This window comes from Xanthomonas sp. SI, assembly GCF_014236855.1.
Lineage (GTDB): Bacteria > Pseudomonadota > Gammaproteobacteria > Xanthomonadales > Xanthomonadaceae > Xanthomonas_A.
Genome location: NZ_CP051261.1, coordinates 2,803,327 through 2,817,091 on the forward strand (window position 1 = coordinate 2,803,327; position 13,765 = coordinate 2,817,091).

12 protein-coding genes and 1 pseudogene are annotated in these 13,765 nt (G+C 69.5%); all 13 read right to left on the reverse strand.

The features are described 5' to 3' along the window. Nucleotides 1–319 precede the first annotated feature (319 nt). The 13 genes and pseudogenes from HEP75_RS11610 to flhF all read right to left on the reverse strand — a co-directional run bounded on the left by HEP75_RS11610 (nucleotide 320) and on the right by flhF (nucleotide 13,646). Nucleotides 320–2,320, reverse strand: a complete 2,001-nt coding sequence (locus HEP75_RS11610) for a chemotaxis protein CheA (RefSeq protein WP_185820171.1) — start codon at nucleotides 2,318–2,320, stop codon at nucleotides 320–322. Between the two features lie 34 nt (nucleotides 2,321–2,354). Continuing rightward, nucleotides 2,355–2,720: a response regulator gene (locus tag HEP75_RS11615; protein WP_003470902.1), complete on the reverse strand. Its 366-nt coding sequence runs from the start codon at nucleotides 2,718–2,720 to the stop codon at nucleotides 2,355–2,357. Next, a complete protein-coding gene (locus HEP75_RS11620) occupies nucleotides 2,717–3,025 on the reverse strand; it encodes an STAS domain-containing protein (protein WP_074375519.1) in 309 nt (102 codons plus the stop codon). The genes HEP75_RS11615 and HEP75_RS11620 overlap by 4 nt, the downstream gene beginning before the upstream one ends. 287 nt (nucleotides 3,026–3,312) lie before the next feature. Next, nucleotides 3,313–4,542 carry a chemotaxis protein CheW gene (locus tag HEP75_RS11625; protein ID WP_255424100.1) on the reverse strand — a complete coding sequence of 410 codons (1,230 nt, stop codon included), beginning with the start codon at nucleotides 4,540–4,542 and terminating at the stop codon, nucleotides 3,313–3,315. 224 nt (nucleotides 4,543–4,766) lie between these two features. Further along, nucleotides 4,767–5,549, reverse strand: a complete 783-nt coding sequence (locus tag HEP75_RS11630; protein ID WP_185820169.1) for a ParA family protein — start codon at nucleotides 5,547–5,549, stop codon at nucleotides 4,767–4,769. Then, a complete protein-coding gene (gene motD / locus HEP75_RS11635) occupies nucleotides 5,549–6,538 on the reverse strand; it encodes a flagellar motor protein MotD (protein WP_185823656.1) in 990 nt (329 codons plus the stop codon). Before motD ends, HEP75_RS11630 begins: the two co-directional genes overlap by 1 nt. 9 nt (nucleotides 6,539–6,547) lie before the next feature. Continuing rightward, a complete protein-coding gene (locus tag HEP75_RS11640; RefSeq protein WP_185812935.1) occupies nucleotides 6,548–7,288 on the reverse strand; it encodes a flagellar motor protein in 741 nt (246 codons plus the stop codon). 326 nt (nucleotides 7,289–7,614) lie between these two features. Continuing rightward, complete coding sequence (locus tag HEP75_RS11645) at nucleotides 7,615–9,348, reverse strand: chemotaxis protein CheA (RefSeq protein ID WP_185812934.1); 1,734 nt, start codon at nucleotides 9,346–9,348, stop codon at nucleotides 7,615–7,617. A 4-nt stretch (nucleotides 9,349–9,352) separates the two neighbouring features. Continuing rightward, complete coding sequence (locus tag HEP75_RS11650) at nucleotides 9,353–9,961, reverse strand: protein phosphatase CheZ (protein WP_185812933.1); 609 nt, start codon at nucleotides 9,959–9,961, stop codon at nucleotides 9,353–9,355. Then, a complete protein-coding gene (gene cheY, locus HEP75_RS11655; RefSeq protein WP_010341542.1) occupies nucleotides 9,961–10,353 on the reverse strand; it encodes a chemotaxis response regulator CheY in 393 nt (130 codons plus the stop codon). Before cheY ends, HEP75_RS11650 begins: the two co-directional genes overlap by 1 nt. Nucleotides 10,354–10,371: 18 nt before the next feature. Further along, a complete protein-coding gene (locus HEP75_RS11660; protein WP_185812932.1) occupies nucleotides 10,372–11,121 on the reverse strand; it encodes an RNA polymerase sigma factor FliA in 750 nt (249 codons plus the stop codon). Next, nucleotides 11,118–12,002 carry a P-loop NTPase gene (locus HEP75_RS11665; protein WP_179564490.1) on the reverse strand — a complete coding sequence of 295 codons (885 nt, stop codon included), beginning with the start codon at nucleotides 12,000–12,002 and terminating at the stop codon, nucleotides 11,118–11,120. Before HEP75_RS11665 ends, HEP75_RS11660 begins: the two co-directional genes overlap by 4 nt. Then, a pseudogene (gene flhF / locus HEP75_RS11670) lies at nucleotides 11,989–13,646 on the reverse strand (flagellar biosynthesis protein FlhF). The gene HEP75_RS11665 and the pseudogene flhF overlap by 14 nt, the downstream one beginning before the upstream one ends. Between the last annotated feature and the right edge of the window lie 119 nt (nucleotides 13,647–13,765).

Here is a 13,765-nt window from a genome sequence, read left to right on the forward strand (position 1 = left end):
TCTTTCACTAAGCAATAATATTTTTATGAAATTGCGAAGTGAGTCGCATTTTGTCTACTTTATAGCGGCGCTGCCCTCTGGACCTTTAGGCGGCTCGATCATCTGGTACACGTTGCCGATGTCGGGATCCGGCCGCGCTGTGCCGCCTGCCTGGCGACGCCGTCCGCCGCTTCCGCGATGTGCGGCACTCTCTGTTGCTGGCTGGATGGCTGTTGCAGGCGTGCACGCGCAGGCGTGGCCAAAACGCAAAAGCCCCGGCATCGCTGCCGGGGCTTGGGTCTTGCTGGCCGCGCAGCGCGCGGCGATCCGTCAGGAACAATCAGGCCGCTTGCGGCACCTTCAGCGAACGCACCAGCCCGCCGATGTCCACGATCAGGGCGACGCGGCCGTCGCCGAGGATGGTGGCGCCGGAAATACCACCGATGCGCCGGTAGTTGTTCTCGATGTTCTTGACCACCACCTGCTGCTGGCCGACCAGTTCGTCCACTTCCAGCGCGATCTTCTGGCCATCGGCCTCGACCACCACCACCAGCGGGTCGGCTTGCTCGGTGCGGCCGTAGCCGTACGAATCGCTGAGCGAGAGGATCGGCAGGTATTCGCCGCGGACCCGCAATACGCGCCCTTCGCCGGCCATGCTGCGGATGTCGTCGGGCTGCGGCTGCAGCGCTTCGAGCACATAGGCCAGCGGCAGGATCAGGGTCTCGCCGGCGACCGACACGGTCATGCCGTCCAGGATCGCCAGGGTCAGCGGCAGCCGGATCAGCACGCGGGTGCCGCGGCCGGAGTTGCTTTCCAGCTGCACTTCGCCGCCCAGGCCCTGGATGTTGCGGCGGACCACGTCCATGCCCACGCCACGGCCGGACAGGTCGGTGACCGCGTCGGCGGTGGAGAAGCCGGGGGCGAAGATCAGGTCCCACACCTGCGCGTCGGTCGGGTTGTCCGGGACCGCCAGGCCGCGTTCGGCGGCCTTGGCCAGGATGCGTTCGCGGTTGAGGCCGGCGCCGTCGTCGCTGACTTCGATGACGATATGCCCGCCCTGGTGCGAGGCGGCGAGGGTGATGGTGCCGGTCTCGTCCTTGCCGGCGGCGCGGCGCGCTTCCGGCATTTCCAGGCCGTGGTCGATCGAGTTGCGCACCAGGTGCACCAGCGGATCGGCGATCTTTTCGATCAGGCCCTTGTCCAGTTCGGTGCCTTCGCCGATGGTGCGCAGCCGCACCTGCTTGCCGAGGCGGGTGGACAGGTCGCGGACCAGGCGCGGGAAGCGGCGGAAGACCGCGTCCACCGGCAGCATGCGCACGCCGATCACCGCTTCCTGCAGGTCGCGGGTATTGCGTTCGAGCAGGTCCAGGCCGGCGAACAGGCGTTCGGCGTGGGCCGGGTCGAGGTCGCCGGAAACCTGCTTGAGCATGGCCTGGGTGATGACCAGTTCGCCGACCAGGTTGATCAGCGCATCGACCTTGTCGACGCTGACCCGGATCGAGCTTTCCGCTTCGTGCGCGGCGGCGGCGTTGCCGGCCGGCGCATTGGCGGCGACGGCGGCGGCCGGCGCGGCGGTGGCGCTGGCCGGCGGCTGCGCCAGGGTCGGGGCGGGCGCGTTGGCCAGGCTCGGCGGCGGCACGGCGCGGATGTCCAGTTCGCAATCGTCGATCACCCAGGCGAAGGTGTCTTCGATCGCGCTGCGCGGCACTTTGGCGACCAGGCCCAGGTCCCACGCCAGATAGGCCTCGAGCGGGTCGAGGTCGCTGAAGCCGGGCAGGCGCGCGGTGCGGCAGGCGACCTGCAGCGGGCCGAGGTGTTCGAGTTCGCGGATGATGCGCAGCGGGTCGTTGCCGCTCATAAACAGCGACGGCGCCGGGGTGAAACCGATCTGCCAGGCTTCCGGTTCGGCCGGCTGGTTGGCGGCCGGGGTCGCGACGGGCGCGGCGGCGGCATTGCCGTTGAGGGCCTGCTGCAGGCGGTCGTGCACCGCCTTGACCGCGACCGGATCGGCCGGGGTGCCGTGCTCGGCTTCGCGCAGCAAGGCGCGAAGCACGTCCACCGACCCCAGGATCGCGTCGATCGCGTGCGCTTCCACTTCGCGCTTGCCCGAGCGCAGCTCGTCGAGCAGCGTCTCCAGCACGTGGGTCAGGCCGGCCATCGCCTCGAAGCCGAAGGTGGCGGCGCCGCCCTTGATCGAGTGCGCGGCGCGGAACACCGAGTTGATCACTTCGGGATCGCGGTTGCCTTCTTCCAGCGACAGCAATCCGGCTTCCATCGCGTCCAGCCCTTCGCGGCTTTCCTCGAAGAAGGTGGCGTGGAAACGTTGCAGGTCCATGCTCATGGGCGGGGAATCCGGAAAAAGGGTGGAGAGGAAATCAGCCCAGGACTTTCTGGACGGTGGCGATCAGCTGTTCCGGGTTGAACGGCTTGACCAGCCAACCGGTGGCGCCGGCGGCCTTGCCTTCGGACTTCTTGTCCGCCGCCGACTCGGTGGTCAGCATCAGCATCGGCGTGAACTTGTAGTCCGGCAGCTGGCGCAGCGCGCGGATCAGCGAGATGCCGTCCATGTTCGGCATGTTGACGTCGGTGACCACCGCGTTGAAGCGCTGGCCCTGGGCGCGGCCGAGCGCGACCTGGCCGTCTTCGGCTTCCTCGACCGCGAAACCGGCCGAAGTGAGGGCAAAGGAGACCATCTGGCGCATCGACGCCGAATCGTCCACCACCAAGATACGTGCGCTCATGCGGCGTTCTCCACAGATTTCAGGTTGTCAGGGGTTGCAGGAAGGCCCAGCGATGCGCTGACCCCTAGCAGACGTGCCGCGTCGCGGAACGTGTCGTTGCAGGTTGCGAACACGGTGCTTTTGCCGTCCTTGCGACGTGCATCGACGAATGCGCACAGCACCTGCACGGATGCGGTATGGATACGGCGGACCTCGCCGGCGTCCAGCTGCAGCTCGTCGTCCGACGCCAGGAACGGGGTCAGCCGTTGTTTCAGGTCGGCGCTGGTCTCGATGCCGAGATCTTCGCCAAGGGTCACTGTGCTCATCATTGCTCCGCACGGAATGGTTCTAGGGCAGATAACGGCCAATGCGCGGGAAGCTTTAGCGGCGCATCGGGAAAGTGCGGCAGGGTTGGCAGTTGCCGGGCCGCCGCCGTGGCGCATCGCCGCTGGCGCGGGCCCCGGATTGGGCCGCGCCGCACGCGGCCACTGGCAGTGCGGCGCCTGGGCGCGTACGGCACTGCGTCGTTGCTAGGCGCTTGTTGGCACAAGCTCCCTTTCCTGCCCGACTTGCCGCGCACGTGCGCAAGCAAGGCGGGCCGGTCCTTACGCGTTCAGTGCAGCAGTTGCTCGGCGTCGAGCAGGATCATCGGCTGCTGCCCCAGCCGCGCCACGCCGCGGAACAGGTGGTTGGAGATGCGGCAGATGCGGGCATTGTCCGGCGGCTCGATCTGCTGGTCGGTGAGGCTGGCCACGTCCTCGACCGCGGATACGCGCAGGCCCAGGGTCTCGCCGTTCTCTTCCAGCACCACCACCCGGGTCAGCATGTCCATCTCGATCGGCGCGGCGCCCAGGTGGATGCCCAGGTCGATCACCGGCACCACCTGGCCACGCAGGTTCATGATCCCCAGCATCGCCGTCGGGGTGCCGCGCAGCGCCAGCAGCGGCACCGGCAGCACCACTTCCTGCACCTTCAGCAGTTCCAGCGCATAGGCCTGTTCGCCGCAGCGCAGGCGCAGCCAGCGGGTGCTGCGGTCCGGCGCGCGGCGCTGGTGCGGGGAGGCTTCGTGCGGCGTGCTCGGGGCCATGAACGCCTGCAGGTTGGGCGGCAGCCGCGCGCCCGCAGCCTGCGCGCGCTCGGCCTCGACGCGGCGTTCCGGCGGCACTGCCATCGGCGGGCGCTTGGTCGCGCGCGCGGAGGCGGCATCGTCTTCGGCGGCCAGGTCGCGCGGCGGTGCGGCGGCGCGTTGCATCTCCATCGCCGCGACCACCTCCAGATCGGCGTCGCGCTCGGCGGCGGACGGCGCCTGCTGCGACATGATGCCGGCCAGGGCCGGGTCGGCGTCGGCTTCGGCCAATACCGCGGCGGCGAGTTCTTCCGGGGTGGGACCAGCCGACCTGGGCGCCAAGGCCTGCTGCGACATGATCCCGGCCAGGGCTGGGTCGGCGTCGGCTTCGGCCAATACCGCGGCGGCAAGTTCTTCCGGGGTGGGACCAGCCGGCCTGGGCGCCAGGGCCTGCTGCGACATGATGCCGGCCAGGGCCGGATCGGCGTCGGCTTCGGCCAGGACCGCGGCGGCGAGTTCTTCCGGGGTGGGGCCGGCCGGCTTGGGTGCCAGGGCCTGCTGCGACATGATGCCGGCCAGGGCCGGATCGGCGTCGGCTTCGGCCAGGACTGCGGCGGCAAGTTCTTCCGGGGTGGGACCAGCCGGCTTGGGCGCCAGGGCCTGCTGCGACATGATGCCGGCCAGGGCCGGATCGGCGTCGGCTTCGGCCAGGACCGCGGCGGCGAGTTCTTCCGGGGTGGGGCCGGCCGGTTTGGGCGCCAGGACCTGCTGCGACATGATGCCGGCCAGGGCCGGATCGGAATCGGCTTCGGCCAGTACAGCGATAGCGATTTCCTCCGCGGAGGGGACCACCGGCGCGGGCGCCTCGACGGCGCGCGCCGGTTCCGGCGCCGGTGCGGTGCTGGCCGCGGCGAGCGTGGCCTGGCGTTCGGCGTCGCGCTCTTCGGCGATCACGTCGTGCAGCAGGCCTTCCAGATAGTCGTCGATGACTCCGGGCGTGTTCATGCGGCCTGCTCCATCGGCACGGCGTCGCTGGCGATCAACCATTCCAGCGCGCGGCGGTAGGCGGCCAGGCCGCGGCCGGGGTAGTCGCCGGGAACGCCGGCCACCGTCAATGCCTTGACGTTGCAGATCTTGGTGTCGACCGGGATCGCGTCTTCCCAGACCCGCTCGCCGTAGCTGTCCTGCATCTGCTTGAGGGTGTCGTTGCCGGCGCGGGTGCGCTTGTCGAACAGGGTCGGCAGGATCGAGGCGGGCAGGGGACGGCGGCGCGAGCGCTCGACCATGTCCACGGTGCGGACCATGCTGGCCAGGCCGTGCAGCGCCAGCGGCTCGGCCTGGGTCGGGATGATCACCCGGTCGGCCGCGGCCAGCGCGTTGATCATCAGCAGGCCCAGGGTCGGCGGGCAATCGAGCAGGATGTAGTCGTGCTGGCCGGCGTGCCGTGCCATCGCCTGCTGCAACGCCAGGCCCAGCCCGGGCTGGTTGGCGCTGCGCCGCTCCAGCGTGGCCAGCGCGGTCTGCCCGCAGACGTAGCTCAGGCGCTCGATGGCGCTGTCGCGGGCCAGTGCGGCCAGGTCGCTCGGCGGCGTGGCGAACAGGTCCAGCACGCCGCTCGGCGGCGGATCCTGCGGCACGTCGAAGGCGCGGGTCAGCGAGGCGTGCGGATCGAGATCCAGCATCAGCACGCGGTGGCCGAGCATGGCCAGGCCACGGCCCAGCGCCAGCGTGCTGGTGGTCTTGCCCACGCCACCCTTCTGGTTGGCAATCGCCCAGATGCGCATCAGTTCACTCCTTCAATGGCGGCAGGTACCGCGCGGGGCTGGCCGGCATGGCCGGCAGCCACCGCGGCGGCATGTAGCGGGGTCGCCGGCGCGGCGCCGGCGGTATTGGTCAATCGGTCTTGCGGCGACGGCGTGCCGGTGGCGGCGATGGGCGCCGCGTCGCTGCCGCTGTCGGGACCGCCGGCGTCGGCCAGGATCACCAGCACCACGCGGCGGTTGGCGTTGCGGCCGGCCTGGCTGTCGTTGTCGGCACGCGGACGGAACTCGCCGTAGCCGATCATCGACAGCCGCGACGGTTGCAGGCCCTGGTCGGCGAACAGGTGCACCACGCTGGCCGCGCGCGCCGCCGACAGTTCCCAGTTCGACGGGAACTGCAGGGTGGCGATCGGGCTGTTGTCGGTATAACCCTCCACGCGCACGCCGTTGGGCACCGGCACCAGCACCTGCGCCAGCTGCGCCAGGGTGGCGCGGGCGCTCTGGTCCAGCGACGCGGAGCCGGAGCCGAACAGGATGTCGCTGTTGATCTCCACTTCGATCCACAGCCCGGCGTGGCGCACGGTGATCAGCTTCTTCTGGATCAGCGGCGCCAGGGCGGCGCCAAGCCGGTCGGCGATGCCGTCGAGCTGGCGTTGCGCGCGCCGCAGCTGGTCCTCGTCGCGCAGCGCGCTGGGCGAGCGCAGTGGCGAGGCCGAGGGCAGCCGGTTCGGGTCGGGCAGGGACAGCGCCGGGCTGGACTTGATCGGGGTCGGGCGCGCGCCGCCCTGGCCCTGCATCAGGTGATCGCCGACCTGCACCGGGCTCATCGTCCGCGGCGCGCCGCCGAAGGCGGTGCTCATCGCGTCTGCCATGACCCGGTACTTGGCCTCGTTGACCGTGGACAGCGCGTACATCACCACGAAGAAGGCGAGCAGCAACGTCATCAGATCGGCATAGGGGATGGCCCATGCCTCATGGTTGACGTGATCTTCGTGCTGACGCTTGCGGGCCATAGTGGTGGGTCAATGCAAGAAGCCGGCCAGCTTCGATTCGATGTTGCGCGGGTTCTCGCCCTGGGCGATGGCGATGAGCCCTTCGATGATCATTTCGCGCTCGCCGCTGCTGTGCTTGATTACGCTCTTGAGCTTGCTGGCCATCGGCAGGAACAGCAGGTTGGCCGAGGCGATGCCGTAGATGGTGGCGGTGAACGCGGCGGCGATGCCGTGGCCGAGCTTGCTCGGGTCGGCAAGGTTCTTCATCACCGCGATCAGGCCCAGCACCGCGCCGATGATGCCCAGCGTCGGCGCATAGATGCCCATGCCTTCGAACACCTTGGCCGCGGCCAGATCGCAGTGTTCCTGGCCGTCCAGGTCGATTTCCAGCATGTGCCGGATCGATTCCGGCTCCACCCCGTCGACCAGCATCTGCAAACCCTTGCGCACGAACGGGTCGGGCTGCTGCTGCACCTGGTTCTCCAGGCCGAGCAGGCCCTGGCGGCGGGCGATGTTGCTCCACTCCACGATCTGCTGCAGCAGCGCCTGGCGATCGCTGGCCGGCGGATGCAGGATCCACTTGGCGATCTGGAACGCGCGCCTGAACACCGCCGGCGGGGTATGCACCAGGATCGCGGCGACAGTGCCGACGATCACGATCACGAACGCGGCCGGCGACCACAGCGCGGAAACGCCGGCGCCCTTGAGGATGCTGCCGCCGACCAGCGAGGCGATCGCCAACAGCAAGCCAATGAGACTGAGTTTGTCCATGCAGGAGGTATCGGCCAGCGGGCTTGGGACTTGATGGGGGTGGGGCCGGGATTGGGGATTCGGGATTCGTAAAAGCGCGGGTGCCGACATTTGGTCGGGTTGCTGTGGCAGCAGTTTCGGGCGCGGTGCAGCGTGGCGGTGGCCGCAGGACATGCAGAAAGCTGTCGGAAGGCAACAGGCGCCGCTTTTGCGAATCCCCAATCCCCAATCCCGGCATCACCGGGTCGCGGCTGAAGCCGCTCCTACAAGGAGCGATGCGATGACGGGCGGCCTGCGGGATCCCGCTTTTGCGAATCCCCAATCCCGACTCCCCAATCCCGGCTCTATCAGCTCTTTAACCCATCCACATCCAGGATCAACGCCAGCCGGCCATCGCCGATCAGGGTCGCGCCGGCGTAGCCGGGCAGGCCGCGCAGTGCGCGCGGCAGCGGCTTGATCACCACTTCCTCGCGGCCGCGGACCTGGTCCACGACCAGGCCCATGCGCGATTCGCCGGCCTGCAGCACCACCACGGTCAGCAGCGGCAGTTCCGGCGCTTCGATGTTCAACCAGTGGCGCAGGTCCACCAGCGGCAAGGTATGTGATTGCCGGTCGAGCACGGCGCGGCCGTCGAACCAGCCCAGCGCGCGGCGCGGCGCGTGCAGCACTTCCACCACGCGCGCCAGCGGCAGCGCATAGACGGTGTCGCCGGCCTGCACCAGCAGGGTCGGCAGGATCGCCAGGGTCAGCGGCACGCGGATCAGGAAGCGGCTGCCGCGGCCCAGTTCGGACTGGATCTGGATCTGCCCGCTGAGTTCGCGGATGCGCGACTGCACCACGTCCATGCCGACGCCGCGGCCGGAGATGTCGGTGACTTCGGACTTGGTCGAGAAACCGGGCAGGAACACCAGGTGCAGGCATTCCTCGGTGGTCAGGCGCGCGGCGGCTTCCGGATCGATCAGGCCCTTTTCGCGCGCCTTCTGCCGCAGGCGTTCGGGGTCGATGCCGGCGCCGTCGTCCTGCACTTCGATGCTGACGTAGTCGCCTTCCTGCTGCGCCGACAGGCGCACGTGGCCGCCGCGCGGCTTGCCGGTGGCTTCGCGCAGCGCCGGCGTCTCGATGCCGTGGTCGATCGCGTTGCGCACCAGGTGCACCAGCGGATCGGCCAGCGCCTCGACCAGGTTGCGGTCCAGTTCGGTGTCGGCGCCGATCAGTTCCAGGTCCACTTCCTTGTTCAGGGAGCGGGCGACGTCGCGCGCCACCTTGGGGAAGCGCGAGAACACCTTGCCGACCGGCTGCATGCGGGTGCGCATCACCGCCGATTGCAGGCGCGAGGTGGCGATGTCCAGGCTGCTGACCGCGCGGTCCAGTTCTTCGTCGCGCAGGCGCACGCGCAGGGTCTTGAGCCGGTTGCGCGACAGCACCAGTTCGCCGATCAGGTTGACGATCGCGTCCAGGCGCTTGGTGTCCACGCGCACGGTGTGTTCGGGTTCGGCGGCTTTGGCGGGCGCACCTGCGGGCTTGGCGCTCGGCGCCGGCCGCGGCGCGGCTGCCGGTACCGGCAGCGCGGCCGGCGCGGCGCCGCCGTGCAACTGGTCGAGCAACGCTTCGAATTCGTCGTCGTCGATCATGTCGCTGTTGCCGCCTGCGGCGGGCAGCGGCGCGGCGACGGCGGCCTTGGCGCTGGGCGCGGCGGTTTCTTCGCCACTGGTGGCGAACTGCGCGATCAGCTGCTGCGGCGCGCGCGGCGGTTCGCTGCCGCTGCCGAACGCGTCGAGCATCGACTGCAGGTAGTCCAGCGACTGCTGCGCGGCGTCGAAGTGCCGCGCCTGCAAGGTGGCCTGGCCGGCGCGGGCCTGGCCCAGGGTGTCCTCGGCGGCGTGGCACAGCTCGACCATGGCGTTGATCGCCAGAAAGCCGGCGCCGCCCTTGAGCGTGTGGAAACCGCGGAATACCGCGTTGAGCTGGTCGCTGTCCTCGGGCGCCTGCTCCAGCGACACCAGCTGCTCGCCGAGCCGGTCCAGGATTTCCTGGGCCTCGATGATGAAGTCGGCAGCGATGTCGTCGGGGACGGCGCTCATGGCATTACAGTCCCAGTCCGGACAGCAGGTCGTCGGCGTCGTTCTGCGACACGCCGTGGCGGTCCAGTCCGGCCAGCGCCGGGCCGGCCAGGCTGCCGTCGGGCTTCTTGTCTTCCTTCGGCGGCAGGCCGAGCGCGCCGAAGCCCTCGTGCACGCGGCGCACGATGGTCGCCACGCGGCGGATGATCTGCCCGGTCAGGTCCTGGAAGCTCTGCGCCAGGGCCATCTCGGTGAGGTTGTGGCGGATCTTGTCGAGGATCTCGCCCTGGTCGCCGGTCAGTCCGCCGGCGCGCAGCTGTTCGGCCAGCGCGCGGCATTCCTCGGCCAGGTCCAGAGTGCGGTGGCTGGCCTTCTCGGTCATCTCCACCACGTGGTCCAGGCGCGAGCAGGCGTCGTCCAGTTCGCCGGCTTCGCTGGGAATGACCGGCAGCTCGCCGAGCGCTTGGCCCAGGTCGCGCGCCAGCCGGCTCAGGCCCTGCATCATCGGCCGCGTGCGCCAGGCGGCGAGCGTGTCGATTTCCTTGCGCCAGGCGGTTTCGTCGCCACGCTCCAGTGCGTCCAGCGCACCTTGCAGGCGTTCGATCAGGGCGCTGCGTTCGGCGGTGGCTTGCATCAGGCGGTCGCTCCCAGGCGTTCGAAGATCTTGCCCAGCTTCTCCTGCAACGTCTGCGCGGTGAACGGCTTGATGATGTAGCCGTTCACGCCGCACTGCGCCGCCTCGATGATCTGCTCGCGCTTGGCCTCGGCGGTCACCATCAGCACCGGCAGGTGCTTGAGCTTGTCGTCGGCACGAATGTTGCGCAGCAGGTCGATGCCGGTCATGCCGGGCATGTTCCAGTCGGTGACCACGAACTCGAACGGTGCCGAGCGCAGCGCAGCCAGCGCACTGTTGCCGTCTTCGGCCTCTGCAGTGTTGGTGAAGCCCAGATCGCCGAGCAGATTCTTGACGATGCGCCGCATCGTCGAGAAATCGTCCACGATCAAAATCCGCATGTTCTTGTTCACCGCTAACTCCCTTGGGTCTTATTCTTCGTCTTCCAGGCCGGCGTCTGCCGCTTCGAACGCTTTCAAGCGTCCGCGCAAGCGTACCGTGGCCTGGCCGTGGATCTGGCAGACGCGCGACTCGCTGACACCGAGCACCGCGCCGATTTCCTTCAAGTTCAATTCTTGTTCGTAGTACAGCGACAGTACCAGCTGCTCGCGCTCGGGCAGCAGCGCGATCGCCTTGCCCAGTTCGCGCCCGAACTCGCTGCGCTCGAGCATCTGCTGCGGATTGGGCCCGCCCTTGGCGATGGTGTCCAGTTCGCCGTGGTCTTCGACCCGCGATTCCAGGCTCAGCACCTGGCCGCGCGCGGCATCTTCCATCAATCGCAGGTATTCGGGAAGCGGCATGTCCATCGCGGCGGCCACTTCGTTGGCGGCGGCGGCGCGGCCGGTGCTCTGCTCGATCTTGCGGATCGCCGAGGCGGCGTCGCGGGCGCGGCGGTGCACCGAACGCGGCACCCAGTCGCCGCGGCGGATCTCATCGATCATCGAGCCGCGGATGCGGATCGAGGCGTAGGTCTCGAACGAGGCGCCCTGGTCGGCGTCGTAGCTGCGCGAGGCCTCGATCAGGCCGATCATGCCGGCCTGGATCAGGTCGTCGATCTCGACGCTGGCCGGCAGTCGCGCCGCCAGGTGGTGGGCGATGCGCCGCACCAGGTCCGAATGCTGGGCGATGTAGTCGTTGGAGCTGTTGCGCTGCACGGCGCGGTATTGGGCGGCGGCGTTCATGCGGCGACCCCCCGCTGGATGATCCGTTCGACGAAGAACTCGACGTTGCCGCGCGGCACGGTCGGCGCCTGCCAGCGCGAGGTGCGGCGGGCGATCTCGGCGATCGCCTGCGCCGACGGGCTGGACGGGTAGGCCTTGACCACCGGCTGCTGGCGCTGCACGGCAAGGCGCAGCCAGTCGTCCTGCGGCACGCAGCCCAGGTAGTTCAGCGACACGTCGCCGAGGAACTTTTCGCACACCCGGCTCAGCTTGTCGTACAGCAGGCGGCCTTCGTTGAGGTCGCGGACCATGTTGGCCACGATCTGCACCCGGTCCACGCCGCGTTCGCGCGACAGCACCTTGATCAGCGCGTAGGCGTCGGTGATCGAGGCCGGTTCGTCGCAGACCACCACCACCGCGTCCTGCGCGGCCTGGCAGAAGGTCAGCACGCTGTCGGTGATGCCGGCGGCGGTGTCGATGATCATCACGTCCAGCTCGCGCTTGAGCTCGGAGAACACGTTGACCAGGCCGACGTGCTGGGCCGGCGGCAGCTCGGCCATGTGCCGGCGACCGGAGGCGGCGGGCACCACCATCAGCCCGTTGGGCATGTCGATCAGCACCTCTTCCAGGGTGCAGCGCCCGGCGACCAGGTCGGCCAGGGTGAATTTGGGGGTCAGCCCGAGCAGCACGTCGACGTTGGCCAGGCCAAGGTCGGCGTCCAGCAGCAGGGTGCGCTTGCCCATGTCGGCCAGCGCCATCGACAGGTTGACCGAGATGTTGGTCTTGCCGACGCCGCCCTTGCCGCCGGTCACGGCGATCGTGCGCACCGGGCCCAGCGGCTCGCTGCGCGTTGCCGACAGGGGGAAGGCATTGGTCAGATTGGCGTAATCACGCGACGGCATGGTTCTGCTCCGGAGTACAGGGCTTATCGGCAGCGCGCCGCAAATCTTCAAGGCGCAATACCAGGCTGGCGGCGTTGGCGCGGTGCAGGTCGTCCGGCACGCGCTGACCATCGGTCACCCAGGTGATGGGAAGCCGGTGGTCCGCGACCACCGACAGGGCACTGCCAAACCGCCCGGTTTCATCCAGCTTGGTCAAGATCACCCCCTGCGGATCGGCGCCGGCAAACCGGCGCACCACCTCGTCCAGGTCGGAGAAATGAGCGTTGGCAGGGAGTACTAGCAAGGACCGGACCACTCGCGAGGCGCGCAGCCAGTGCAGCTGTGCGGCCAGGGCGCGGTCGCGCTGGCCCATGCCGGCGGTGTCGATCAGCACCAGCTTGTAGTCGCGCAGGCGCTCCAGCAGCTGCTGCAGGGCGGCGTCGCTGTCGGCCTCGTGCACGGCGATGCCGAGCTGGCGGCCGTAGCTGTGCAGCTGTTCGCGGCCGCCGACGCGGATGGTGTCGGTGGTGACCAGGGCCACGTCGCGGGCGGCGTGGCGCTCCAGGAAGCGCGAGGCCAGCTTGGCGATGGTGGTGGTCTTGCCGGCGCCGGTGGGGCCGATCAGGGCGATCACGCCGCCTTCCTCGATCGGGTCCAGCGGGGCGATCGGCAGGCGCTTGGACAGCAGTCCCAGCATCAGCCCGCGGCCGCGGTGCAGTTCCAGGTCGGCGGGGATCTGCATCACCACGTCGCGGGTCAGGCCGCTGTCGAAGCCGTAGTCGTCCATCAGCTCCAGCGCCTGGGCGCGTACCGGCGAGCCGCGCAGGCGTTCGTCGGTGAGCCGGTTCATCTCGCGCTCGATCATCTGCCGCATCAGCGCCAGTTCGTCGCGCAGCTGAGTCAATTGTTCGTCGTTCTGCGCGACGGGGAAGTTGGCCACCGGCGCCAGCGGCGGCGGCGCCGGGATCCCGGCGCTGGCCGCAGGCGCGGTGGCCGGCAGCGGCACGACGTTCGCGGCGCTAGTCGCGGCGGCCGGGGTCAGCGACACGGCGGCGATGTCTTCGAGCCAGGCCGGCACCTCGGCGGCGGTCGCGGCGGCGCTGGCGGCGGCGGCCGGGGCGGCGAACGGGCTGGGCATCGGCACGCTGATCGGTGCGTTGCGGAACACGTCCTCGGGAATGCGGAATTCGGCGAAGGGGCGTCGGCGGGGACCGGGGCAGGGGCCCGCGGCGCGGCGGCGGGACGGCTCGGCGCCGGCGCGGTGCCGGCTGGCATCGCCGAGGCGGCGATCGCGGCGGGCTGGGTCAGCGGCCGTGCCGGCGCGGCCTGCGCCACGCTCGCGCTGCCGGCGCTGGCCATGGCGGCGGCCGGGGCACGGCGCTCGCTGATCGCGGCCATCATCGCCATTGCCGGGTTGGCGGCGGCCTTGGCCGCACGCGGCGCCGGATTGGCCGCCGACACCTGCAGCCGCGGCGCCGCCTCTTCCGGACGCGCCGCGTCCAGCGCCTGCTGCACCAGGGCTTCGTCGTAGTTGCTGGCGGCGACGATCTCGATGCCTTCGTCGGTGCGCCGGTTGGACAGGATCACCGCATCCGGACCGTGCTCGTCGCGGACCATGCGGAACGCGGTGCGCATGTCGGGGGCTACGAAGCGTTTGATCTTCATGGGTGGAAACCGGGATTCGGGAGTGGGGATTGGGGATTGGTCGCGGATGCCGCCGTTACGTGGCTGGTATCCGGTCGCCTTGCTCTGGTTGTCTTCGATCGTTTCACTGCTGTCTCTCT

Bases quoted from the DNA above. Each gene is read 5' to 3' on its own strand.
- HEP75_RS11640 (WP_185812935.1), bottom strand. From the start codon at position 7,288: ATGGACAAACTCAGTCTCATTGGCTTGCTGTTGGCGATCGCCTCGCTG.
- HEP75_RS11620 (WP_074375519.1), bottom strand. From the start codon at position 3,025: ATGAGCACAGTGACCCTTGGCGAAGATCTCGGCATCGAGACCAGCGCC.
- HEP75_RS11660 (WP_185812932.1), bottom strand. From the start codon at position 11,121: ATGAACGCCGCCGCCCAATACCGCGCCGTGCAGCGCAACAGCTCCAAC.
- HEP75_RS11630 (WP_185820169.1), bottom strand. From the start codon at position 5,549: ATGCGCATCTGGGCGATTGCCAACCAGAAGGGTGGCGTGGGCAAGACC.
- HEP75_RS11650 (WP_185812933.1), bottom strand. From the start codon at position 9,961: ATGCAAGCCACCGCCGAACGCAGCGCCCTGATCGAACGCCTGCAAGGT.
- HEP75_RS11615 (WP_003470902.1), bottom strand. From the start codon at position 2,720: ATGAGCGCACGTATCTTGGTGGTGGACGATTCGGCGTCGATGCGCCAG.
- HEP75_RS11610 (WP_185820171.1), bottom strand. From the start codon at position 2,320: ATGAGCATGGACCTGCAACGTTTCCACGCCACCTTCTTCGAGGAAAGC.
- motD (WP_185823656.1), bottom strand. From the start codon at position 6,538: ATGGCCCGCAAGCGTCAGCACGAAGATCACGTCAACCATGAGGCATGG.
- HEP75_RS11625 (WP_255424100.1), bottom strand. From the start codon at position 4,542: ATGTCGCAGCAGGTCCTGGCGCCCAAACCGGCCGGCCCCACCCCGGAA.
- HEP75_RS11665 (WP_179564490.1), bottom strand. From the start codon at position 12,002: ATGCCGTCGCGTGATTACGCCAATCTGACCAATGCCTTCCCCCTGTCG.
- HEP75_RS11645 (WP_185812934.1), bottom strand. From the start codon at position 9,348: ATGAGCGCCGTCCCCGACGACATCGCTGCCGACTTCATCATCGAGGCC.